At 39.4% G+C, this 22724-nt stretch carries 22 protein-coding genes; 8 read left to right on the top strand and 14 right to left on the bottom strand.

Translation table 11 applies throughout. From position 1 onward, the window contains the following. Positions 1 to 497 precede the first annotated feature (497 nt). The gene (locus tag MMU05_RS13075; RefSeq protein ID WP_241142121.1) at positions 498 to 3446 is read left to right on the top strand and encodes a DNA polymerase III subunit alpha; all 2949 of its coding nucleotides are present in this window, start codon (positions 498 to 500) and stop codon (positions 3444 to 3446) included. A 148-nt stretch (positions 3447 to 3594) separates the two neighbouring features. Here MMU05_RS13075 and MMU05_RS13080 read toward each other — a convergent pair whose 3' ends face one another. From MMU05_RS13080 to MMU05_RS13090, 3 genes are all read right to left on the bottom strand, one after another. Continuing rightward, positions 3595 to 3993, bottom strand: coding sequence for a hypothetical protein (locus tag MMU05_RS13080; RefSeq protein ID WP_241142122.1), 399 nt, complete (start codon positions 3991 to 3993; stop codon positions 3595 to 3597). Positions 3994 to 4033: 40 nt separating this feature from the next. Beyond that, complete coding sequence (locus MMU05_RS13085; RefSeq protein WP_241142123.1) at positions 4034 to 4687, bottom strand: hypothetical protein; 654 nt, start codon at positions 4685 to 4687, stop codon at positions 4034 to 4036. A gap of 176 nt (positions 4688 to 4863) precedes the next feature. Then, the gene (locus MMU05_RS13090) at positions 4864 to 5424 is read right to left on the bottom strand and encodes an REP-associated tyrosine transposase (RefSeq protein WP_241142124.1); all 561 of its coding nucleotides are present in this window, start codon (positions 5422 to 5424) and stop codon (positions 4864 to 4866) included. Between the two features lie 405 nt (positions 5425 to 5829). Between MMU05_RS13090 and MMU05_RS13095 the strand changes: the two genes are divergently transcribed. Then, on the top strand, positions 5830 to 7113 hold the full coding sequence (locus MMU05_RS13095; RefSeq protein ID WP_241142125.1) for an erythromycin esterase family protein: 1284 nt from the start codon (positions 5830 to 5832) through the stop codon (positions 7111 to 7113). A 310-nt stretch (positions 7114 to 7423) separates the two neighbouring features. On the opposite strand, the gene MMU05_RS13100 is transcribed toward MMU05_RS13095, so the two are convergent. The 3 genes from MMU05_RS13100 to MMU05_RS13110 form a co-directional block, all read right to left on the bottom strand. Beyond that, positions 7424 to 7738 (bottom strand): putative toxin-antitoxin system toxin component, PIN family, encoded by a 315-nt coding sequence (locus tag MMU05_RS13100; RefSeq protein ID WP_241142126.1) that lies wholly within the window; start codon positions 7736 to 7738, stop codon positions 7424 to 7426. Positions 7739 to 7839: 101 nt separating this feature from the next. Beyond that, a complete protein-coding gene (locus MMU05_RS13105) occupies positions 7840 to 8076 on the bottom strand; it encodes a hypothetical protein (RefSeq protein WP_241142127.1) in 237 nt (78 codons plus the stop codon). A gap of 156 nt (positions 8077 to 8232) precedes the next feature. Continuing rightward, complete coding sequence (locus tag MMU05_RS13110; RefSeq protein ID WP_241142128.1) at positions 8233 to 8607, bottom strand: hypothetical protein; 375 nt, start codon at positions 8605 to 8607, stop codon at positions 8233 to 8235. A 169-nt stretch (positions 8608 to 8776) separates the two neighbouring features. Here MMU05_RS13110 and MMU05_RS13115 point away from each other — a divergent pair, with 169 nt between their 5' ends. After that, positions 8777 to 9385, top strand: coding sequence for a Uma2 family endonuclease (locus MMU05_RS13115; RefSeq protein WP_241142129.1), 609 nt, complete (start codon positions 8777 to 8779; stop codon positions 9383 to 9385). 446 nt (positions 9386 to 9831) lie between these two features. On the opposite strand, the gene MMU05_RS13120 is transcribed toward MMU05_RS13115, so the two are convergent. From MMU05_RS13120 to MMU05_RS13135, 4 genes are all read right to left on the bottom strand, one after another. Then, on the bottom strand, positions 9832 to 10131 hold the full coding sequence (locus tag MMU05_RS13120) for a HigA family addiction module antitoxin (RefSeq protein ID WP_241142130.1): 300 nt from the start codon (positions 10129 to 10131) through the stop codon (positions 9832 to 9834). 65 nt (positions 10132 to 10196) lie between these two features. Further along, the gene (locus MMU05_RS13125) at positions 10197 to 10433 is read right to left on the bottom strand and encodes a type II toxin-antitoxin system RelE/ParE family toxin (RefSeq protein WP_241142131.1); all 237 of its coding nucleotides are present in this window, start codon (positions 10431 to 10433) and stop codon (positions 10197 to 10199) included. Between the two features lie 188 nt (positions 10434 to 10621). Further along, positions 10622 to 10933: a hypothetical protein gene (locus MMU05_RS13130; RefSeq protein WP_241142132.1), complete on the bottom strand. Its 312-nt coding sequence runs from the start codon at positions 10931 to 10933 to the stop codon at positions 10622 to 10624. 393 nt (positions 10934 to 11326) lie between these two features. Continuing rightward, a complete protein-coding gene (locus MMU05_RS13135) occupies positions 11327 to 12181 on the bottom strand; it encodes an alpha/beta hydrolase (RefSeq protein ID WP_241142133.1) in 855 nt (284 codons plus the stop codon). 352 nt (positions 12182 to 12533) lie between these two features. Between MMU05_RS13135 and MMU05_RS13140 the strand changes: the two genes are divergently transcribed. From MMU05_RS13140 to MMU05_RS13150, 3 genes are all read left to right on the top strand, one after another. Continuing rightward, complete coding sequence (locus tag MMU05_RS13140; RefSeq protein WP_241142134.1) at positions 12534 to 13148, top strand: NADPH-dependent F420 reductase; 615 nt, start codon at positions 12534 to 12536, stop codon at positions 13146 to 13148. Positions 13149 to 13441: 293 nt separating this feature from the next. Next, on the top strand, positions 13442 to 14056 hold the full coding sequence (locus tag MMU05_RS13145) for an NADPH-dependent F420 reductase (protein ID WP_241142135.1): 615 nt from the start codon (positions 13442 to 13444) through the stop codon (positions 14054 to 14056). A gap of 130 nt (positions 14057 to 14186) precedes the next feature. Next, positions 14187 to 15419, top strand: coding sequence for a hypothetical protein (locus tag MMU05_RS13150; protein WP_241142136.1), 1233 nt, complete (start codon positions 14187 to 14189; stop codon positions 15417 to 15419). Here MMU05_RS13150 and MMU05_RS13155 read toward each other — a convergent pair. Both MMU05_RS13155 and MMU05_RS13160 read right to left on the bottom strand, forming a co-directional pair. After that, a complete protein-coding gene (locus MMU05_RS13155; RefSeq protein ID WP_241142137.1) occupies positions 15403 to 15807 on the bottom strand; it encodes a group III truncated hemoglobin in 405 nt (134 codons plus the stop codon). The two genes, MMU05_RS13150 and MMU05_RS13155, sit on opposite strands and share 17 nt — an antisense overlap. Positions 15808 to 15811: 4 nt before the next feature. Beyond that, entirely contained in the window at positions 15812 to 17065 is a 1254-nt protein-coding gene (locus MMU05_RS13160) for an alkaline phosphatase family protein (protein WP_241142138.1), read from the bottom strand. A 167-nt stretch (positions 17066 to 17232) separates the two neighbouring features. On the opposite strand from MMU05_RS13160, the gene MMU05_RS13165 reads away from it, so the two are divergent. Beyond that, entirely contained in the window at positions 17233 to 17856 is a 624-nt protein-coding gene (locus MMU05_RS13165; RefSeq protein WP_241142139.1) for a Uma2 family endonuclease, read from the top strand. Positions 17857 to 18070: 214 nt separating this feature from the next. Here MMU05_RS13165 and MMU05_RS13170 read toward each other — a convergent pair whose 3' ends face one another. Together MMU05_RS13170 and MMU05_RS13175 are read right to left on the bottom strand one after the other, a co-directional pair. Next, the gene (locus tag MMU05_RS13170) at positions 18071 to 19162 is read right to left on the bottom strand and encodes an agmatine deiminase family protein (protein WP_241142140.1); all 1092 of its coding nucleotides are present in this window, start codon (positions 19160 to 19162) and stop codon (positions 18071 to 18073) included. After that, positions 19152 to 20000: a carbon-nitrogen hydrolase gene (locus MMU05_RS13175; protein ID WP_241142205.1), complete on the bottom strand. Its 849-nt coding sequence runs from the start codon at positions 19998 to 20000 to the stop codon at positions 19152 to 19154. Before MMU05_RS13175 ends, MMU05_RS13170 begins: the two co-directional genes overlap by 11 nt. Positions 20001 to 20395: 395 nt before the next feature. Between MMU05_RS13175 and MMU05_RS13180 the strand changes: the two genes are divergently transcribed. Then, positions 20396 to 22531, top strand: coding sequence for a M3 family metallopeptidase (locus MMU05_RS13180; protein WP_241142141.1), 2136 nt, complete (start codon positions 20396 to 20398; stop codon positions 22529 to 22531). The last annotated feature ends 193 nt before the right edge of the window (positions 22532 to 22724 follow it).

Below are 22724 nucleotides of genomic sequence, written 5' to 3' on the forward strand. Positions count from 1 at the left end.
TGGTTTTTCTTTTTATTGCTCAAAAAAACTCTTTTCAGAAATAATCCCTTTTTAGCATGATTTCCCGCTTTCTGTTTTTTTCATTGACAATTTCCCACACGAGCTTGACAGCACTTGATTATTTTGTTTACATTATAAACACATAAATGTTTATTAAATAAACATTTTGAAAAACTGCCATTGACTTATCTGTCGGTTTCGTCACCCTGAGTGTAGCGAAGGGTCTCACAAACATTGTACGAGATCCTTCAGTCGTGCCTCCTTCAGGATGACGCACACCAATCGTCATTGCCTTTCTGTAAATGCCAATTTTAACGACTCAGGATGTGAAAGACGCTAAAAAAATAGAATAATGGATGGTTGCTAAAGCCTATATCGCCGAAGGCATATATCCACCTATATCGCTTTAGCCTATATCATTTCATATCGCTTCAGCTTATATCATTTAGTATCGCCGAAGGCATATATCAACCAATATCAATAAGTATCCTTTAAATATGTATATCAACTGCCATTCCTTTTACAGCTTCAAATACGGGACGATGTCCGTGGAAGCACTGATCGCTGAAGCGAAAGGCAAAAAACTCGACTCCCTCGCCCTCACCGACATCAACTCCACCGCCGGCGTGTTTCCCTTTATCCGTGAAGCACAGAAAAAAGGCATCCATCCCGTCATCGGCATCGACTTCCGCAACGGTGTGAAGCAACAATACATCGGCCTTGCCAAAAACCAAGAAGGCTTCTTCGAACTCAACAAACACCTCTCCCACCACCGCATCAAAGGCATTCCCTTTGAAGCAAAGGCTCCCGCGTTTGAGCATAGTTTTATAGTATATCCTTTGCCTGCGAAGTTTTTTGCCCTGCGGGAAAATGAATTTGTCGGAATCCATCCCTACCAACTCAACAAGATCGTGAAGTCGCCATGGTTTAGGTACAAGGACAAACTCGTCCTGCTACAGCCGGCGACATTTAGCTCCAAGTTGGAATTCAACGCCCACCGCCTCCTCCGGGCGATCGACGGCAATACCTTGCTCAGCAAGCTGGAAACCGAAGAACAGGGCGAAATCTGCGACATGCTCTACAGCTATGCCGATATGGTCGCCCGCTGTGAAGGCCACAGCTACCTGCTGTACAATGCACAGAAACTGCTCGAAGCCTGTCAGTTTTCCTTTTACTTCCAAGCTGTCAAAAACAGAAGGGACATCCTCGGTTCAGACTGGGAAGACTACGACTACCTCAGGCAGGAAACATTCAAAGGTGCCCTCATGCGCTATGCGGACCTGACTGCCGAGATCAGCAAGCGGATCGAAAAAGAACTTGAACTCATCCAGCAAAAGGGATTTGTCTCCTACTTTCTGATCAATTATGACATCGTCAACTTTGCCCACGGCAAAGGCTATTACCATGTCGGACGGGGCAGCGGTGCCAACAGCATCGTCGCTTACTGTCTCTACATCACCGATGTGGACCCGATCGAGTTGGACCTGTACTTCGAGAGATTCATCAACCTGTACCGCGAAAACCCACCCGATTTTGACATCGACTTCAGTTGGACAGACCGGGACGAGGTGACGGCGTACATTTTTGAGAAGTACAACAAAGGAAACCAAGAGCATGTCGCCTTGCTCGGTTCATACAGTACATTTCAATCCAACTCCATGCTGCGCGAACTTGGAAAAGTCTTTGGTCTGCCCAAAACAGAAATCGAATCCCTGATCTACTATGCCGGCAAGCCTGACTATGTGCCTGACCAATACGGGAAGCTGATTATCAAATACAGTCAGGTCCTCCACGGCATGCCTTCCCACCTGACGATCCATGCCTGCGGAATCTTGATTTCCCACAAACCGATACATTATTACACCGCAACAGATATGCCGCCAAAGGGATTTCCCCTAGCCCATATTGACATGCATGTGGCTGAGGACATCGGACTGTATAAGTTTGACATCCTCAGTCAGCGTGGTCTCGGACATATCAAGAGTGCCATCCAAATCATCGAACAAAATCAGGGCGTCAAGGTCGACATCCGTCAGGTTGAAAAATTCAAAAAAGACCCTAAAATCAAGGAACACCTCCGGGACGGACATACCATCGGGGCATTTTATGTCGAGTCACCCGCCATGCGCATGCTACTCGCCAAGATGAAAGCCGACGAATACCTTGAGCTCGTGGCTGCCAGTTCCATCATCCGTCCGGGGGTGGCACGGTCGGGTATGATGCGGGAATATATCCTGCGGCATGTGGACCCCGAGCGCCGCAAAACCGCTCATCCGGTAATGATGGAGATCATGCCCGAAACCTACGGCATCATGGTCTATCAGGAAGATGTGATCAAGGTAGCACACTACTTTGCGGAGCTTTCTCTCTCAGAGGCAGATGTGCTGCGTCGCGGCATGAGTGGCAAATCCCGCTCTAAGGAAGAATTCAAGCGGGTACAAGACCAGTTCTTTATCAACTGCGAAAAGCTTGGCCGTGACCCCAAAATCACAGCAGAGGTTTGGTATCAGATCGAGAGTTTTGCTGGATATTCTTTTGCCAAAGGACACTCGGCCTCCTTTGCAGTGGAAAGCTATCAGAGCCTGTACCTCAAGGCTTACTTTCCGTTGGAGTTTATGGTTGGGGTGATCAACAACTTCGGGGGATTTTACCATACGGAGTTTTATGTCCACGAGCTCCGTATGAACGGCGCCGACATACAGGCACCCCACATCAACGAGAGCGACTACCTGACTAATATCAAAGGCAAGACTGTCTATCTGGGATTTATCCACCTGAAGTTTCTCGAAAAGGCATCTGTAGAAAAAATCCTACGGGAAAGAGCCGTCAACGGACCCTATCTGGGATTGTCCGATTTTATCGCAAGGGTGGAAATCAGCCTGGAGCAGGCGCTGATCCTGATCCGTATTGCCTGCTTCAGGTTTACAGGCAAGAGCAAACAGGAACTGCTTTGGGAGGCGCATTTTATCCTGAACAAAAGAAAAACCGTAGCTGTCGGCAACGAACTGTTCAAAAAATCAGGTTTCCGTGAACTGCAGGTTCCCGAACTCGAAGCTGCCGACATCCGGCAAGAGATCGTCGATCAGATAGAAATCCTGGAATTTCCGCTGGATTCTCCCTTTCTGCTGGTCAAAGACCAGTCTGTGGTGAGCATCAAGGCAAAGGATATGAAACTGCATCTGGGCAAAACGGTACAGGTCATCGGCTACCTTGTCACCATCAAATACACAAGGACAGTCAAGGGTGAGGTGATGAACTTTGGCACCTTTGTCGATCGGGACGGAGACTGGATCGACACGGTTCATTTTCCTCCTGTGGTCAAAAAACATCCCTTCAAGGGCCGCGGCATCTACCTGATCAAAGGCAAAGTCACGCAGGAATTTGACTTCTACAGCATCGAAGTCAGCAGCTGCGAAAGGATGGAATACTGGAATGCAGGTGATTAAACCTTTGAGGTATTTTTAACCTCGAAGGTTTATAACCATTCTCCTGAAGCATGCTCTTTGATGGAAATGGTCATTCCGCAAAAAAGAAGAAGGCCTAATTGAATCAGGCCTTCTTGGTATTGGAACTTCTAGTGGAATATCATCAATTTTAGAAGTTAATGTAAATAGTACAGCTAAACATCATAATCAGGAAATTGAGTAGAATCAATTCCTTTTTCTTTTTGTACCGACTGCATAGAATAATGATAGCAATGAATAGAATGGTACAGAAAGTAAGCAATTCATACCTATTGACTTTGAGGAAAAGCAAAGCAATTTGGAGTGACAACTGTATGGTCATCCCCCAATAGATGAAAAGGTCTATCTTATCTGTTCCATTTTTTTCGAAAAACCCCATGACAGTTTTAAAACCAAAAAACAACATGTATAAAGTAATCCCCATTGCTATAGGCATCAGTGAGATTTTACCAATGCTAAATAAAATGGCTGCACCCAATGAAAATATCAAATAGGTCAGGGTAATCTGTTTTGAGTAAGTTAAGCTCATATTAAATTTTAGTTTATGGGAATTCGATTTACTTTCTAATTTAAGGAGCCGGTTCAACAGACGCATATAAGCATTCTGCATTCCAAACTAGCATATCATATGGCATATTAAAAATCGTCCATGCAATCCCTAAATAAGTTGATGTTGATCCAAATGCAGATATTATCTTCGCTTCCATACATCCATTCCAACGACATTCATAATCACATTGAATTCGATCAGATTCGGAATTTAAACTCTTACTTTTTAATTCCGAGTAAAACCTTAACATTGCCAATTCCTTCAAAATAAAATCCCTTTTTATTTTCGAAAGTTCAGAATCAATAATCTTCAATTCAATTGCATAAGCCAATTTATTAAAATTTTCGAATGATAATAAAGAATTCGCTGCTACTAGGGACATTGTCAATTCTCGAAATTCTTTATTGGCATTGACAAGCTCTTCAGGTAATTGATCGCTTTCTGATTTTCTTGAATAGTCATTTATATCAATTTGGTTTATTTTTTGTTCAAACTTTATTGTTACTTCGAAAGGATTGATTTTCTCCGGAACCACAAAATTATAAGCGTCGGGATTATTTACTAATCCTAAAATTTCTTTGATTACATTTTGTTGGTCATTTTTTTCAAATGAATCCTCGTTAAAAGTACATGCGCTAAAAGCAAAGAATACAATCATTTTTAATTTTTTCATAATTTTTTGAGTTAGAGATAAACTAACTCCAAAGTATATATATATATATATATCCTAATAATCAACGAAATTTTCTTCAGTAAATTTTTTAAAAAAAATTTACAAGTAAAAAATAGAGGTCTTACAAACCCAAATTATCAATTCAAAGACCATCAAAATGCAGTCTTCAGACTGCCTCAACCTTGCTCAATCAATATCACATCAATCAAAGTCTCCGGCAATCCCGCATAATTGGCTGCGCTGCTATACAAATAGTCTTCTTGGGAAAGGACAATTCCAGCTTCTACAGGATTTTGATGAATATAATGAAGGCACTTGCTGACTTTTTTATTGGTATTCAGCTCGATTGGGTGACTATGCTGTTGCCAGACTTGAAAGTGTGTATTATTTGGGTTTGCTCTGCCAGCCTTTCCAAAATGCCAAAGCAAAAATTCTTTTCTGCTTTCTACCGAACTTGCTTTTATAGCCTCAAGGATCTTTACAGAAGTAAACTTTTTAATATCCCTCATTAATCCTTCGAGTGGTTGCTCTCCATTTCTGCCTAGAATCATGTGGACATGACTTGACATTATACAATAGGCACATAGATCGAGGCCTTTGAATTCCTGACAATACCTAAGTGAATCCAAAAAGATATCTCTGTACTCCCTGCGGGTAAATAAATCAATCCACTCTATCACCGTGAAGGTTACAAAATAAAGTTTGTCCTGGTCTCTGATTTTAAATTTTCTACTCATCAAAAAAAGATTATTAACTGCAGTAATTTAGTTGATTTTTTTAAAAAAAGCAGTCTGAAGACTGTATTGACATAGTCCAAGTCAGAAGACTTGAACCATTGGAGTTTGACTTCTACAGCCTCGAAGTCAGCAGCTGTGAAAGGATGGAATACTGGAATGCGGGGGAATAAACCTTTGAGGTTTTTTAACCTCGAAGGTTTCTAAGAATTAAATAACAAGAATTTTCAAACCTTTTCAAACTTCTTCAATTTTGGACTATTGCGGTTATATTCTTTTACAGCCAAGGCCATATCGTATTTATTCTGCATTCTGGTCCATAGATCAGACACGGAAACAAACCATCTATACCTATGCTTTTAATAAAATAAATTTTTCATTATGTTTAAAATACCAATCGCTGTTTATATGAAAACATACCAAAAAATAATTGTTGCAACTCTTTCCATTTTCATTTTCTCCTATCTAGTTTATAAATTTTTAATCATTGATTTCTTGTTTCCAGTTAATAATACCCTCGAAAAATTTATATCAAAAAATACAATTAAAATTGAAAACATCGACCCAAATAATCTAAACAATTCCAATTTCGATCAAATTATCAGTGCTATCGGGGATTCTAAAATAGTATTTCTTGGAGAACAAGATCATGGAGAAGCACCAGCATTTTTAGTAAAATCTAAACTTATAAAAATACTTCATGAAACAATGGGGTTTGATGTTATCATTTTTGAAAGTGATTTCTTTGGACTTAATTTCGATCCAACTAAAACTGATTATATTTTAGGAAATCACACAGATTATCAGGAAAATATTTATTCAATTTGGTCAAATTGTCTTGAATGTCAATACCTTTTTGAATACATAAACAAAAGCAAAGAAAGTGAAAGTCCGATATTCGTTGCAGGTGCTGATACAAGACATCATGGATTAAACTCTAATAAGTTTTTGGTTCCTTCTTTTATCAATTATATGAGTTCAAATAATTTTTTTGAATCTAAAGATGAAGAAAAAACCATTGTAAGAGTACTGACTGAACTATTAGAAAAGGAGTATAATTCCCAAATAGACAAATCCGACAAAAACGATTTTTTAGTATTTTTAGAGAGAACAGAAGAAAAAATCGATGACTCTATTTTTTGGCATCAAGAAATAAGAAATCTTAGAGGTTTCTTTCATAACACTTTCAGCAATTCCAATAATGAAAGGGACATTCAAATGGCAGATAATTTACTTTGGTTGTTAAAACATCCTTTTAAAGATAAAAAAGTAATTTTCTGGGGAAGCAACTCTCATATCTTCAAAAATTACTCCACAATCAATGATAAATATGCCGCAAACGCAAGTGATCAAGATACTACAAATATGGGCTCAGAGATAGCAAAAGTGATGGAAGATGACCTTTTCATACTTGGATTCACCTCTTTTAAAGGAGAAGGAGGTAGACTTTATCAAGAAGGGTATGATATTAAAAAACCTAACCCAAATCATTTTGAAGCTTTAATCCATAAATTAAACTTTGATTACGCCTTTATAGATTTTCAGAAAGGCCATGGTGAATTAGATGGTGTTGAAGAATTTTGGATGAAAACCTTAATACATCAACCCAAATATTTTGCTTGGCATAAAATGTTTGATGGTGTTTTTTATATAAAGGACTCTTACAGATGTGAAGAGACTCCAGCACTTTAAAAAATTCAATTCAAGCTATTTTCTATTAAATTATTTAAGGCTTTTTCACAGATTTTCTAAGAGCTTTCTTGCTTCGTCCCTAGAAAAAAAACAGGCTGACATGGTCCAAGTCTGAAGACTTGAACCAATTTGCCTATCCCCTCAAAAAACTCCCCAAATCCATCTGCTGAATCCCTTTAGATTTATTCCTCTTATGATATTTATAGCTATTTCTGATTTTATACTTAAAAAGCAGTCTGAAGACTGTATTGACATGGTCCAAGTCTGAAGACTTGAACCATTTAGTCCACATGCGTTAGACGGGAGACAGTCAAGCCCCTCCCAATTTTAAAACATCTCCGAACTCTTCTGCTGTAATGACAGTAACCTTTGGAAATTTCAATTTTTTAAGCACTTTAAAATCCGCATCATGTGTGACCAAATAATTAGCACCACACGCTAAAGCACAATCTGTAAACTTATTGTCATTAGCATCTTTTATGAGATTCCATCTAAAGTAAATATCTACCTTTTCAACATTTCCCAACTCCATCAGAACTTTTAATGTAGCTTGAGCAGGCTCCAGACCCATATGAAACCCTATAATTTCCTCATATTCTGATAAAATCTCATTGGTCAGACACAATTAGAATTTACCTGACATTAAATCCTCAAAAATCCAATGAAAGGGTGATTTTCTAGAGATAGCAACCAAAAAAATGTTAGTATCAATGACTACTTTCATCCTCAAGAGATTTTCTTGGGATAGGTGGTACGCATTTTTGTCTTGGATAACTTTATAGCATCCTCATCGGTCCAACCCTTTTCCTCCCAAGCCTTATCAGCCAAATCCATAGCTTTTTCAGCAAAATAAGATGAAATCAACTGTTTGATTTCATTCAGTTCCTGCTCAGAAACATCTTGGGCAAAAAGTGTTAAAAGCTCTCGCTGTAAGTTGGTCAGGGGTGACTCTTCATTAACCATCTTCCTTTACTTTTATTTGAATAGAATTTAATCTCTATCAAATATATCATTTAATATGAATTGGTTCAAGGTTAACCTATAACCAATTATCGCAGATTTACCACTCTTTCTACAATTGACATGATCCAAGTCTGAAGACTTGAACCATTTAGATTTTTAATCTACCTTTTCCGCATCAATCACAAAAACAGCTGGAAGTCTTATCCCTTGGGTTGTGCAGAAAATTGCTTCGCTATCAAGTTTTTTCCGTATTCGAACCCTCAGCTTCATGTCAGGATCTCCAAATTTATCTCTATCCAAATTGAACCCTTCCCGGAAATTAGGATCCATAACATTTTCGTTACCTACCAAATTTTCAAGGCGTACTCTGTCATTTTCGTCAAATTGCAATACGTTTAACTTACAATCCAAACTCAAACCCAAAGTGGTAACTTCAAATATATCAGAAGGAAGATTGTACTGTTCATCTTCTGGATCAGTACAAGTTGTAAGTAGAGCTATTGTGATGAATAGTAAGTAGTGCCTTTTCATGGTGATAAACTTTTTAAAGAAGACGAAGTGAACAGTTCTTTCGTTTCAACTCAGATGTTGTTTTTTAAAATGGGTGGTCTCAACTTGAATGTCCAAGTTACTTTTTCCAAAACTAAAACAGACAGCACTGAAAAGTAAAAGTCTCCTTTATTTTCAATATTTTTACTTTATGGAAAAGGGAGAGGTGAAAAACAGAGTTGAAGAACCATCGGCAGAGTATGGAAAATATACCTATGCAGATTATTTGACTTGGCAGATGGACGAAATGGTTGAGCTGATCAAAGGCAAAATATTCAAACAAGTAGCTGCACCGAGAAGAATTCATCAAGAGGTGTCGGGGAAAATTTTCAATAAGCTTTATAACTTTTTGGAAAAGCATCCTTGTAAGGTTTATGTAGCTCCATTTGATGTACGCTTGCCGGTCAGATCCAAAAAACATGAAGACATTGACACAGTTGTTCAACCTGATATCTGTGTGATTTGTGATCCCGGGAAATTGGATGAACTTGGATGTGTGGGTGCTCCGGATTTGATCATAGAAATCCTTTCACCTGGAAACAACAAAAAGGAACTTCAAAACAAATATGAAGTGTATGAAGAATCTGGCGTGAAGGAATATTGGGTGATTCATCCCAATGAATGTACTTTGATTGTCAATTCGTTGGTAAAAGGAAAATACAATGCATCAAGGATTTTTACTCATGGAGATAAAGTAGTCTCGTTGGCAGTCGAAGGATTTGTTTTGGATCTTGAAGAAGTTTTTGAAGGAATGATGTAATCATAGGTTCAAACTTTAAGACATTCATTAATTCGGTATTATCCTAAAATCATACAAAGATTACCATAGAGGTTTTGCGCTACTTTGTGCAAAATGATTGCTCGCTATCAACTTGAATTAATCAATTTTCCTCAAAAAACTCCTCAAATCCATCTGCTGAATACCTTTAAAAATATTCCCTTCAAACCTGTCCATGGTGATGACGGTCTTTGGGTCAAAAAGCTTTCTAAAGACTGTTTTGACATGGTCCAAGTCTGAAGACTTGAACCAAATATCCCTTCAAAGGCAGGGCAATCTACCTGATCAAAGGCAAAGTCACTCAGGAGTTTGACTTCTACAGCATCGAAGTCAGCAGCTGTGAAAGGATGGAATACTGGAATGCGGGGGAATAAACCTTTGAGGTTTTTTAACCTCGAAGGTTTCTAAGAATTAAATAACAAGAATTTTCAAACCTTTTCAAACTTCTTCAATTTTGGACTATTGCGGTTATATTCTTTTACAGCCAAGGCCATATCGTATTTATTCTGCATTCTGGTCCATAGATCAGCACTCCCTCCAAATACAGCCTGTATCCGAAGCGCGACATTTGGCGTAATGCCACTCTTTTCATTAATTATCTTGGACACTGTTAGCCGTGATACTTGCAAAAGTTCCGCCACCTCTCCTACTTTAAGTTTATTCGGCCTAATTACCTCTTCCAGGAAGATCTTTCCTGGATGGATATATGTATCAATATGTCTATCCATTTTTTCTGTTTTAATGATAATCTTCTAAATCTATATCGTATGCAGCTGCAGTATTGTTGTCAAAATTAAAAGTAATCCTCCAATTTCCAGAAACTTCCAGTGACCAGTCTCCCTTTTCTATTCCCTTTTAAAGGATGTGGTTTCAAATCCGGAAAAGGGTACAAATCGTCAGGTACCTTTTCTAAATTGTCTATAATATCCAAAATCATTTCAATTTTCCTTACCATTGTCGATGGGATTTTGCTCCTGTCGCCTTTGGTCCAGTAATTCTTCAGGGCTTTGTGCTTGATGCTTTTTATCATAAGCCATATGTATAGTGTGAATATACATTTTTCAATTTATTTTGACAAAGGCCTTCAGCAGGTAAACTTAGACTTGGACCATGTGAGTTCGGTCCAAGTCTGAAGACTTGAACCATTGGTTCAGCCAAAAAATAAAGGCCCGAATTGATTCGGACCTTCTCGGTATTGGAGCTTCTGGTAGAATAATATCAATTTTTGAAGTTAATGTAATAGGTACACATACCCATACTTATCAAGACGCTCAATAAAACCAATTCCTTTTTTGTCTTATATCGGTAAATGATAAAAAGTACCGCAAAAAACACAAGGAATCCAATATTTACAATTTCGTACCTGAATGTTTTGAGAAACAGTACTGCTTCCTGAATAGAAAGCTGCACCATGATGCCCCAATACACAAGAAGACCAACCTTAGGTGTTTCTTGTTCAGAAAAGAATCCGGAAATAGCCTTCCAAGCAAAAATCATGATAAAAACTGTAATCCCCAATGAAATTGGCATCCTAGAGATTTTTCCGATACCAAGTAAAAAAGATCCTACTAGTAAAAATACTAAATAGGTCAATGTCAGCCACTTTGAATATTTTAAGCTCATATTGCTATTTGACCGGGATATTGTCAGGCTAAATCTATTCAAAAACTGACTTTAATCCCAAACTTAGTAACATCACTTTTAGCTTAGTCCAAATATATCAGGTTCCTTTTATCCCAACCCCTATTTTGATTTCTCGGAAAAAAAATCTAAACCAAGCCATTATACGGAAGATTGTGATGTGACAATCCAAGCCTGTCTAAAGTGGGTGCTAAGACTTTAACCGATCAAATCCTGAAATCGTATTTACAACTTTCCCTAAACCGGGTATTTAACGTAATCATACTTACAACTTTTCCACCATCAATTCTCTTCCATAAACTCCCCAATCCATTTGTAAACCTTGCTTGGGGTGTAGATAAACTGTACGATCATGGGTTTGTGTTTTTTGCCTTTCTGTAGGTGAAAATTGGGTTCAGGGTTTATCTTTCTGTATTCTTCCAAAAACCTTTCGGTCGTCTTTTCTATTCCCGGCAAGGTCTTTCCTCCCATCATGATCAGCATAGGAGGATCTTTTTCATCCAAAAAATAAATCGGTGAGGTATCTTTCCAAATCTGTGGATTGTCAGTAAATGCCCGGAGGTATTGCGTCCCCGGAGCATAATTCATTTCTTTCAAAAACCAATACATATCCAATCCCGCCGCATCTATCAGAATTGTTCCCTTGATGGGATTTTCCACCCCTAGGGTGTCAAAATATTCATCCCGGACAGAAATCAGACTTGCCAAGTGTCCACCCGCAGAATGCCCTGATACATAGATCTTGTCAGGACTTCCTCCATAGGTTTTGATATTTTCTTCTGTCCACCTGACTGCCTGTGCTGCGGCTTTGGCCATGTCATGCACCTGATAGTCCGGGCTGAGCGGGTAATCGATGATGACTGCCACTATTCCTTTCCTTGCCAATCTTGATCCAAGGAAGTTGTAGATTTCCTTTTTTCCTGAGTCCCAACTTCCGCCATAGATGAAAAGCATTACGTCATTGCTCCCATCGGCATTTTTCGGGGCAAAAACATTCAATTGCTTTTCGGGAAGATTTCCCAAAAATCCCTTTTCCATGTAGGTAATATCCTTGCTGCGCTGCACGGCCCTGAAAGAACAGGAAAAAGAGACTATACCAAGAATGATGAAAAGAAGACACTTTTTAAAGAAATTCATAAAATGCAAATGGGTTGATTCCGGAAAGATAACAAAGATCAGACTTCAGGGTTTAAAATTTCGGAAGAAGATGTTTTGCAATCACCGATTCGGGCAAAGTCCGAAATTAATTTGGATTGATGTGATCTAAACATTAATTCTGAGTCCTTTTATTTGATCAAACTATTATTTCTCGATATTATATTTTGTTTATACTTTTTCTAATGTTAATTTTCACCAGATTCAGGAAACAATATCAGGTTTTAATCACCTTTTACCTGATAAACTGAGTCTTTTACCCCTACCATATCGATCAAGCCCTAGAAAGGATATGGCGTATTTATCTTCACTGAAAGGCTAATACTACAGCAAAATGAAAATAGGCATATTAGGCGCCACCAAACTGGCTGCCGCATTGGGCAATAAATTCCTTTCTTCGGACACAAGTGTCATTTTTGGTGTAAGGGAAAATTTCGAAGCAAAGGATATCGAATGGAAAATCCTCAGCAGACATGCTGATAAAGTCTTTGGCTTTAAGGAGGCGGTGCTTCGCTCAGATTATCTTCTGATATGTTGTGACAATGAACACCTTGTCCAACTATGTGAATGCCTTTCAGAATCAGATCTTCAAAACAAAACTGTCATTGATTGTACCAATGCTTCCTTCGGCAATGAATACGACTGCAATTACTTTCTGATCCAGCATTTTTTGGGAGGTAAAAACATCTATAAAGCGTTCAATAACCTGGGTTTAGACTATCCCAATTCGGATATCTTAGGTCTCATCAAAGAAACCTACTATTGTGGTGAAGAGGGGCCTGAAAAGTTGAAAGTCAAAAGACTGATCGAAAAATCGGGGTTCCGCGCCATCGATACAGGTTCTTCCCAAAGCGCATTTTTATTGGAGGCATTTTTTCATTTGAGCAAAAAAATAGCGGCCAATAAAAAAGAAAAAACAGAATACCACTTCAAGCTAATTTCTGTGTAACTGCTCATTATCCGCCGGATTTTAACTCCGAAAATGGTGTTTTTTCCAAAAACTGAAAATTTTTTTTCTACCCAAAAAGCCCTTCTCATTTTGTTATTTGGCAGTCGTGATTACTAATTTGCATTTCATTTTTTCGCCAAATTTTTATCAAAAAATAATTTTGAGTTAGAAACCTAATTATCTATATTTCAATCCCTTCCGAATACAATTAGACTCTACTCGCAACTCAGAAGGTATAAATTATCATCCACCAATTGGCTTTTTCACCCAAAAGTCAAGCATTTAAAAAGGATATGAAAATAGGAATCTTAGGAGGAACAAAGCTTGCCTCCTCACTCGGCAACAAAATGCTCGCCATGAACCAAACAGTGGTTTTTGGGGTACGTGAAGACTTCGTGACGAAAGAGATCGAATGGAAAATTCTCAATATGTATTTGGATAAAATTTTCAGTTATGAGACTGCCATCGAAATGTCAGATGTGCTTCTGATCTGCTGCGAAAACGAGCACCTACCGAAAGTCTGTAATAGCCTGGCCGTTTCGGACTTAAAAAACAAAATCATCATCGACTGCACAAACGGTGCTTACACGGCAGAATTTTCCTGCAATACTACACTGATCAACAAAAGCATCGGTCAAAACAAACTCTTCAAGGCGTTCAATAACCTTGGAATCGACTATCCAAAATCTGATCCTATGGGTTTGGTGAAAGAAACCTATTATTGTGGACCTGATTCTGCGGAAAAGCTGAGTGTCAAAAAAATCATTGAATGGGTAGGCTTCAGACCTGTAGATGCGGGAGAAATCGAGAATGCCATGCTGCTAGAAGCATTCTACCATCTGAGAAAGACCATTTCTTTCCAAAGACCCGAAAAAATGGATTATCACTTCAAATTGATAGCGGTATAGAAAAAAATTTACTCGAAGCGACTTCAAATTTAATTTCTAAGAGGTTGTAAATCAACCCAAAAGTTTGCTATTACCTTTTTTTAACTATTTTTAGGTTTATCAAATTTTTCAAAACCAATCGGAACAATCAGTGGAAAATAATGAAAACCCAAATTCGGAAAATACTTCTGAAGAATTAGCTTGGATCAAAAACCTCCAAAGAAACAGCTGGGAGCCTGAAGTCATAATCTCGGGTATATCCCTGGCATTTATCTTTGCTTTCCCAGCGCAGGTCTTTGAATTTGGGGTAAAATTGACCCAAGATTTCGGCCTTGAATTTACCGGTGCCTTTCTTGTTTTGGTTTATCTTTCCATGATATTAAGCGTTTTCAAGATATTTTTTTCGATTCATCTTTTGTTGAGGTTTGTATGGGCAGGATTATTGGGCCTCAGCTATGCATTCCCAAAGGGAGTCATCAATGAAAACCTATTTAAAAATTCAATGGAATACAAGTATAAAAAACCAACTGAGTGGGTACTTATTCTTGAGAAGACCTGTAGTATGGCATTTGGTTTTCCGATCATGACAGGAATGATTTTTTTAATTTTTACGTTTTACCTCGGTTTGCTTCTATTTTTTTATTGGTTTTTTGATCTGAATTTCTTTCTGATTTACCTCTTATTTTTATTGACCCTGATCATTTTTGGACTGATTTCCGCATTAACCAAAAAGAACAAACTCAAAAACCTTTTTTCTACCTCACTTTTTAGCACGATACAGGCTACCTATCAGAGTAACCTTGGAAAATGGAAAATAAATATCTATCTGTTTTTGATCATACTCCTGACAGCACCTTTAATTGCTTCAGACCTTAAGGGGTTCTTTAGTTTCGCCAATTCGGCAAACCTGGATCAAAGCCAACTCGATTGGCCTGACGAATCTATGTATTTTGAAGATAAAAAAGATCCTGAAAAAAGATTCCCAAGGGCTTTGATGCCTTCCTACGAAATAACTGGTGAAAATACCCATATCCTTTTGGCCCATTATGAGGAAGATTTCAAAAACTTTGATAAAATTGTGAAAGCACAAAATACTCTCCCGGATTCATTGGGATGGCCAAGTCTAGAAAAAACGCAGGATTTGTACAGAATATATTTGAATGACAGTCTGATATCAGCTAAAAATTCGACTTGGCGCAAAATCAGCCACGGTCCTTCTAAGCAGCGTGCTTTTCAATTTGTTTTTGATATTAAAAATCTGAATCCCGGAGTTCATGAGATCCGCATAGAGAAACTCATTTTTTTATATCCATTTGGGTTCTCTGAACCTGAAATCAGACATAAAGAAAACTGGTCTAAGTTCAGTTTTATGAAGATTTCTTAGCTGCACCTCTCCCTTCCACGATCCGGAAGAATAGGATATGCGCCATGTTTCTCGCATGTTCTTTGGCATAATCGGCATGCTTTCCTTCAAAATATGTATCCAAAGTTGAAAACCAAAGTTCCAGCCAATTGCCAAAATGTGCCTGCGTGACGGTATTTCCGGTTATTGCATCCACTTCCTTATGAACAGGAACCGGACTGAACTTACCTGCACCGGGCCCGGACTGCAGCAAAATCATCTCCCAAAAATCCGTCAGCCTTTCTAAATGTGATTCCCAATCCTGTACAACTTCATTGAAAATCGGGCCAAGGGAATCGTGTTTTCTGATCCGGGCATAAAAACTCCTGACCAAAAGCGACACGTCTTCTCTGCTTTCGATTTTCTTCATTTTTTTATTTTCCTTTCAAAATCGGTGCTAACACTTCCAATTTTCCATCAATTCCCGCAGGAATAGGCAATCCCAGAATCGTCGCCAAAATGGGATAAACGTGGATGTTTTCGAATGAAGGGATCAACAGTCCTTCCTTTACCATGGGTCCATTGGCATAGAAAATCCCGTGCATATCCTTGTACTCAGGGCTGAAGCCGTGCTCTCCATAGACTTCAGTTTTGAACATTGCTGACCTGTTTTGATATGAAACCATGCCCTTTGATGTAGTCAGGTAATGTCCCAAATCAGGAATAATGATCAGGTCACCAAAGCGGTTTCTATACTTTTCGATATTTTTATAATACTCTTTGTCAGCTACGCGGACTACTTTGTAATGCGTAGCTTTATCTGTCAGATCTTTGTAGACTTTTTCAAGTTCTTCTATGTTTTGTAAATGAAGATGTGCCAAAGCGCCGTTATTGACTACCCTCCCATCAATGCCTTCAGTGATTTGATCCAAATTCAAAAGATTTCCCTTTGGGATATTGGTCATCCCATGGTCAGAGACGATAAAAATGTTGATATCAAGCTCAAAACTCTTCAATCCTTCAAATAGTGCTCCAAGTTCTCGGTCTAATTTTTCCAGTCTTCCGCTGATTTCCTTGTCATTATCAGGACCATATCGATGCCCGATATCATCCATGTCGGAAAAATAAAGGGTAATCATCCGCGGTCTTTCCTCCTTAGGAAGCTGCAACCACTCAAAAACCTTGGAAATCCGTGTGAGATTGGAAACTGCACCGTCATAGCTGAAATAATAACTCGGCCGGATTCCCTGCACCGGGGCTTCCGAACCAACGAAAAAGTAGCTAGCGGCCTTCATGCCGTTTTGCTCGGCCAATACCCATATCGGCGTTCCTCCATACCAATAGCCATCTTCTATCACATCCCTATTTCCCATGGTATACACAATATCCTTTTCGGGTTCATAGAAGGAATTGTCCACCAATCCATGATTTTCGGGTTTTAGTCCGGTAGCTATCGTATAATGGTTTGGAAAAGTCTTGCTTGGAAAGGAAGGAATAAGCGCCTCGGCAGAAGTTCCGTTTTGGATAAATCGGGAAAGATTTTCAGGTTTGAACCTTTGGACATAATCGTGTCTGAAACCGTCAAGGGAAATCATGATCACATATTGGTCCTTTTCCTGCGAAAAAACGGGACTGCTAAGAAGGATTAGAAAAACAAATAGTACCAGAATGGATTTCCTCGGTTTCATTTATTCAAGGTTTGATTTGACAGTAAAAGTAGCAGAAGAAAATTTGGCAGCCAATTTGTTTCGAAACTTATGGAAATAAAAACCCATCTCGGTTAAATTCCTGCACCCCGTTAAGATACAAGCTGGGCCATTTCCTCAACTAGTAGTTTTTTTATACTTTTAGGTTAATGAAAATCACTGAACCAAAATCAGAAGCTTTAAACAAGGTCGAAGAGCCATCTACAGAATACGTTGTATATTCTTATGCAGATTATTTGACTTGGGAGTTTGATGAAATGGTGGAGCTGATCAAAGGAAAAATCTTCAAGTCTGCTGCCGCAGCTCCAAGAAGAATTCACCAAAAGGTCTCAGGAAATATTTTTACTAAACTGCATGTATTTTTGAAAAATAAGCCATGCGATGTTTTTTCAGCACCTTTTGATGTCCGTCTTCCTGTCAAGTCAAAAAGAAATGAAGATATTTTCACCGTTGTCCAGCCTGATATTTCAGTGATTTGTGATAAAAGCAAATTGGATGATTTGGGATGTATCGGTGCACCTGACCTGATTGTGGAGATTCTATCTCTTGGAAACAATTCAAAAGAACTTAGAGACAAATATGAAGTCTATGAAGAAAGTGGTGTGAAAGAGTATTGGGTTGTTTTACCCTACGAATGGGCGCTTTTGATTTATACTTTGATCGATGGAAAATATGTTCCCTCCAAACTTTTTACGGTTGGGGATATTGTCGAATCGAAATGTATCTCCGGATTCAAACTTGATCTGGACGAAGTATTCGACGAGCCCGATTAATAATTTCTCATACCAATAAAAAATCCCAAGTTGCTGACACTTGGGATTTTTTTTATGTATAGACGCAATGATTACAAAAAATGGTAATTCAATTAAATTCTTGGCATGACCCTAAAATGCCCGGCACATCGGTCTTCCGACTTCGGTCTTCCGTCCTGTCAATAGAAGAATATTTGGTTTCTTGCAAAAAAGCAGGTCACCAATTTCTATTGCCTTAAACCAGAGGTTCCTGCTGACTGAGGCAATGGAACGAGCCCAAACCCCAAATCAGATCCAAGGAATTCACCCCAACCACCTTTCTATCCGGAAAACAGGAAGTCAGGATCTCCAATGCTATATCGTCATTTTTGTCCTGAAAAGTCGGGACAATCACTGCGTGGTTGGCAATATAGAAATTGGCATAAGAAGCCGGTAGCCTTTGATCTTCGTAGTATTTTGCAGAAGGCATGGGAAGCTCAATGATATTCATCTGCTTGCCGTCTTCCAATCTTAATTCGTGGAGCAATTCCAAATTTTCCTTCAATGGAGCGTAATTCTCATCTGATTTTTTATGCTCGACCACTGTCACAACAGTGTCTTCATTGACAAAACGGGTCAGGTCATCGATATGCCCATCAGTATCATCTCCGATGATGCCATCTTTCAGCCATAAGATATTTTCTACGCCATAATAGCCTCTGAGATATTCTTCAATCTGATTTTTTGATAAGTGAGGATTTCTGTTTGGTTTCAATAAACAAGCTTCTGAAGTCAGCAAAGTGCCTTTTCCATTGAACTCAACAGAACCGCCCTCCATGACAATACCCGGTTGGAAGCAGGGAATATTTCTAAAATCAGCGATTTTGATCGGAATCTGATTGTCCAGGTCATAGGGAGGGTATTTGTCCCCCCAAGCATTGTAATTCCATTTCACCAAAACCTTCTTTTGTTCAGCTTCAGGATTGATCAAAAACGCAGGGCCGTGGTCTCTGCACCATGCATCGTTGGTGGGGAAAAGGTGGAAGAAAACCTTACCAAGGTCCACACCTGCAGCCTGCAAATGTCCCAAAGCAAATGCCCTCATCGCCTCATCTTTTACATTGATATGGACTTCTTCGCCCAAAGCCAAATATTTAATAAACTCCGCATAGGCGGGGAAAATAGTATGGATTTTTCCTGGCCATGATTCCTCTTTGTGCGGCCAACTCAACCAAGTCGCTTGGTGTGGCGCAAATTCAGCAGGGAAATAATACCCCAATTGATTTGGACTGACGCCTCCTGATTTGGCGATTTCGAAGATGTCTTTTGTATAAATATTAGTCTTCATCAATAAATCTCTTAAGGATCGGGGAATAGGAATCAATGCGTCTGTCCCTCAAAAACGGCCAATGGGTCCGGTAACGGTCGGAATTTTCCATATCCAATTCCTGTACATGGACTTCTTCAGCAGCATGGTCTGCTTGATACAAAACCCTTCCAAATGCATTTGTCGCAAAAGATCCTCCCCAAAATTGCTGATTTCCTTCTGTTCCTACCCTGTTGACAGAAACTACCGGAACCCCGTTTGCCACGGCATGGGAGCGTTGAATGGTCTGCCAAGCTTGGTATTGTTCGTCATTGGTTTCTTTGGTTGCCTCCCTGTGCCAACCTATTGCAGTTGGATAAAACAGGATTTCTGCCCCCATCAGAGAAGTGATTCTCGCTGCCTCAGGATACCATTGGTCCCAACAGATCAATACGCCGATGGTTCCGACTTTGGTTTTGAAGACTTTATACCCCATATCTCCTGGAGTGAAATAGAACTTCTCATAATATCCCGGATCGTCAGGAATGTGCATTTTGCGGTATTTTCCCAAATAAGACCCATCGGAATCCAATACCGCGGTGGTATTGTGGTACAATCCCTCTGCTCGTTTTTCAAAAAGGGAAGCAACGATGACTACTCCGAGTTCTTTGGCCAATGCTGAAAAAGTTGTTGTAGCGGGGCCGGGAATCGACTCAGCCAATTTGAAATTGTCATGGTCCTCCACATCGCAGAAATACAGGGAACCGAAAAGCTCCTGCAAGCATACGATCTGCGCACCTTTGGCGGCAGCTTCACGGATTCCCGCAATGGCTTTGGCCATATTGTCTGAGAGGTCACTGGAACAAGATGTTTGCACCATGCCTACTTTGATGGTTCTTTTTGACACTTCGAAGAAATTTTGGTTTCTGACTTGATTCTAATAGGCCCCAAAATTACTTTATATATTCAAAAAATTAAACCCATTTCAAAATTGATATTAAGAGATACCTGTTATTGAGGGATACTTGACTTGAGCAAAACTTTAAATCAATATGTTTGACATTCTTATAAATCCACTTTCCATTTATCTCAAAAGACCCTTTTGCTAGAAAATAAAAGATTTAAAACTAATTTTTTTATAGGCGAAGTTTTGTTCTATGGTCTGTCAACTATTGGCTAAAATAAATTCTATGACAGCTATTTGAAGAAAACCTTACTGCACACCCCTCCTCAATTTTTGCATATATTTGCAGGCAAACCCAAATGTATGTTCCTATGAAAAAAACAATTATTGCAATTGCAGCCTCCGGAGCTTTGCTCTATGCCTGCGGTGCCAAAGAAGAAAAATCAGAAAATATGAATCCATTCTTTGAAGCGTACGATACGCCGTTTGAAGTACCTCCTTTTGATAAAATCAAAAATGAGCACTTTTCTCCCGCCATCTTGGAAGGAATCAAGCAGCAGCAGGCTGAGATCGATGCTATCGTCAATAATCCTGAGGACCCGACTTTTGCCAATACAATCGAAGCAATGGAAAAGTCCGGGGAACTTTTGACCAAAGTCTCTACGGTATTCTCCAATTTCAATTCGGCCAACACCAATGACACGCTTCAGGCAATCGCCAAAGAATTGGCTCCTGAAACTTCAAAACATTCTGACAACATTAGCCTCAATGAAAAACTCTTTGCAAGGGTAAACAGCATCTGGGAAAACAAAGACAACCTTGGTCTGAATGCCGAACAGCAAAAACTGTTGGAAAAAACCTATAAATCCTTTGTCCGAAATGGTGCAAATCTCAATGAGGCAGATAAGGAAAAAATGAGAAATATCAATTCCAAACTTTCTGTATTGAGTTTGACTTTCGGCCAAAACCTATTGGCAGAAACGAATGCCTTCAAAATGTTTATCGATACTGAAGCTGACCTTGCAGGACTACCCCAAGAATTGAAAGATGCCGCATTCCAAGATGCAGAAGCCGCCGGCGAAGAAGAAAAATACCTCTTTACCCTTCAGAATCCAAGCATCATGCCTTTCCTTCAATATGCCGATAATAGGGAATTAAGGAAGCAGATCTGGGAAGCTTACCAAAGTCGCGCCAACCATGACAACGACAAAGACAACAAAGCTATCTTGGTAGAAATGGCAAACCTGCGAAGGGAAAAAGCACAGCTTCTAGGTTATAAAACACATGCCGATTATGTACTCGAAGAGTCAATGGCCAAAACCTCAGAGCAGGTTTACGACCTATTGAATCAACTTTGGACTCCAGCTTTGGCAAAAGCCAAACAAGAAAAAGATGAAATGCAGGCGATCGTTGTAGCAGATGGAAAGGACTTCAACATAGAACCTTGGGACTGGAGATATTACGAAGAAAAACTCCGTCAGCAAAAATTCAACCTTGACGAACAGGAAGTAAAACCCTATTTCGCTTTGGACAAAGTGCAGGCAGGTGTCTTTATGGTTGTCAAAAACCTGTTTGGATTGACATTCGAAGAAATCAAAGACATCCCAACTTACCATCCCGATGCCAAGGCCTATGAAGTAAAAGAAGCTGATGGAACGCATGTTGGTGTTTTATACATGGATTTCCATCCAAGAGCTTCAAAAAGAGGCGGTGCCTGGATGACTTCATACCGTCCACAGCAAACCATCGATGGCGTCAGAAAAGCGCCGGTCATTTCGATTGTCTGCAATTTCTCGAAGCCAACTGGAGACGCTCCGGCATTGTTGACTTTCAATGAGGTGACAACTTTCTTCCATGAATTCGGACATGCTCTTCACGGATTGCTGTCCAATGTGCAGTACAGAAGCCTTGCAGGCACTTCCGTTCCGAGGGATTTTGTCGAGCTGCCTTCACAGATTATGGAAAACTGGGCGACCGAACCAACAGTCCTGAAGCAATATGCCATCCACTACAAAACAGGCGAACCTATCCCTGATGAGCTGATCGAAAAACTCAAAAACTCAGGTACTTTCGGACAGGGATTTGCCACAACAGAGTATTTGGCCGCCTCGCTTTTGGATTTGGACTACCATACCCAAGAGAAGGAAATCGTAGGAAGTGCTAATGATTTTGAAAAAGCATCTTTGGAAAAAATCGGTCTGATGGGTGAAATCATCCCAAGATACCGCAGCACTTACTTCCAGCATATTTTTGCGGGCGGATATTCTTCAGGCTATTACAGCTATATCTGGTCGGGAGTATTGGATACAGATGCTTTCCAGGCATTCAAGGAAACAGAACTCTTCAACCCTGAAAAAGCCTTGGCTTTCAGAAAAGAAATCCTGGAAAGAGGAGGGACAGACGAGCCGATGAAAATGTATGTCAACTTCCGTGGTGCTGAACCAAAGATCGATGCACTTTTGAAAAAAAGAGGTTTGGATCAGGTGAGTGTCGAGAGGAATAAATGATAAAATGACCGATGACGGATGACGGATGTCAGATGTTATAGATCACATTAAGTTAACCTAAGCTCAATCGGATTCTATACATTTTTATCATTTCGGAAGAACATAAAACCATCTTGCCTTATCGGCAGGATGGTTTTTTTGTTTGTATTGTACTCTTTTTAAATCTATAAAACCATTGGAAATATCATTACAT

This window comes from Cognataquiflexum rubidum (assembly GCF_022538115.1).
Classification (GTDB): domain Bacteria; phylum Bacteroidota; class Bacteroidia; order Cytophagales; family Cyclobacteriaceae; genus Cognataquiflexum; species Cognataquiflexum rubidum.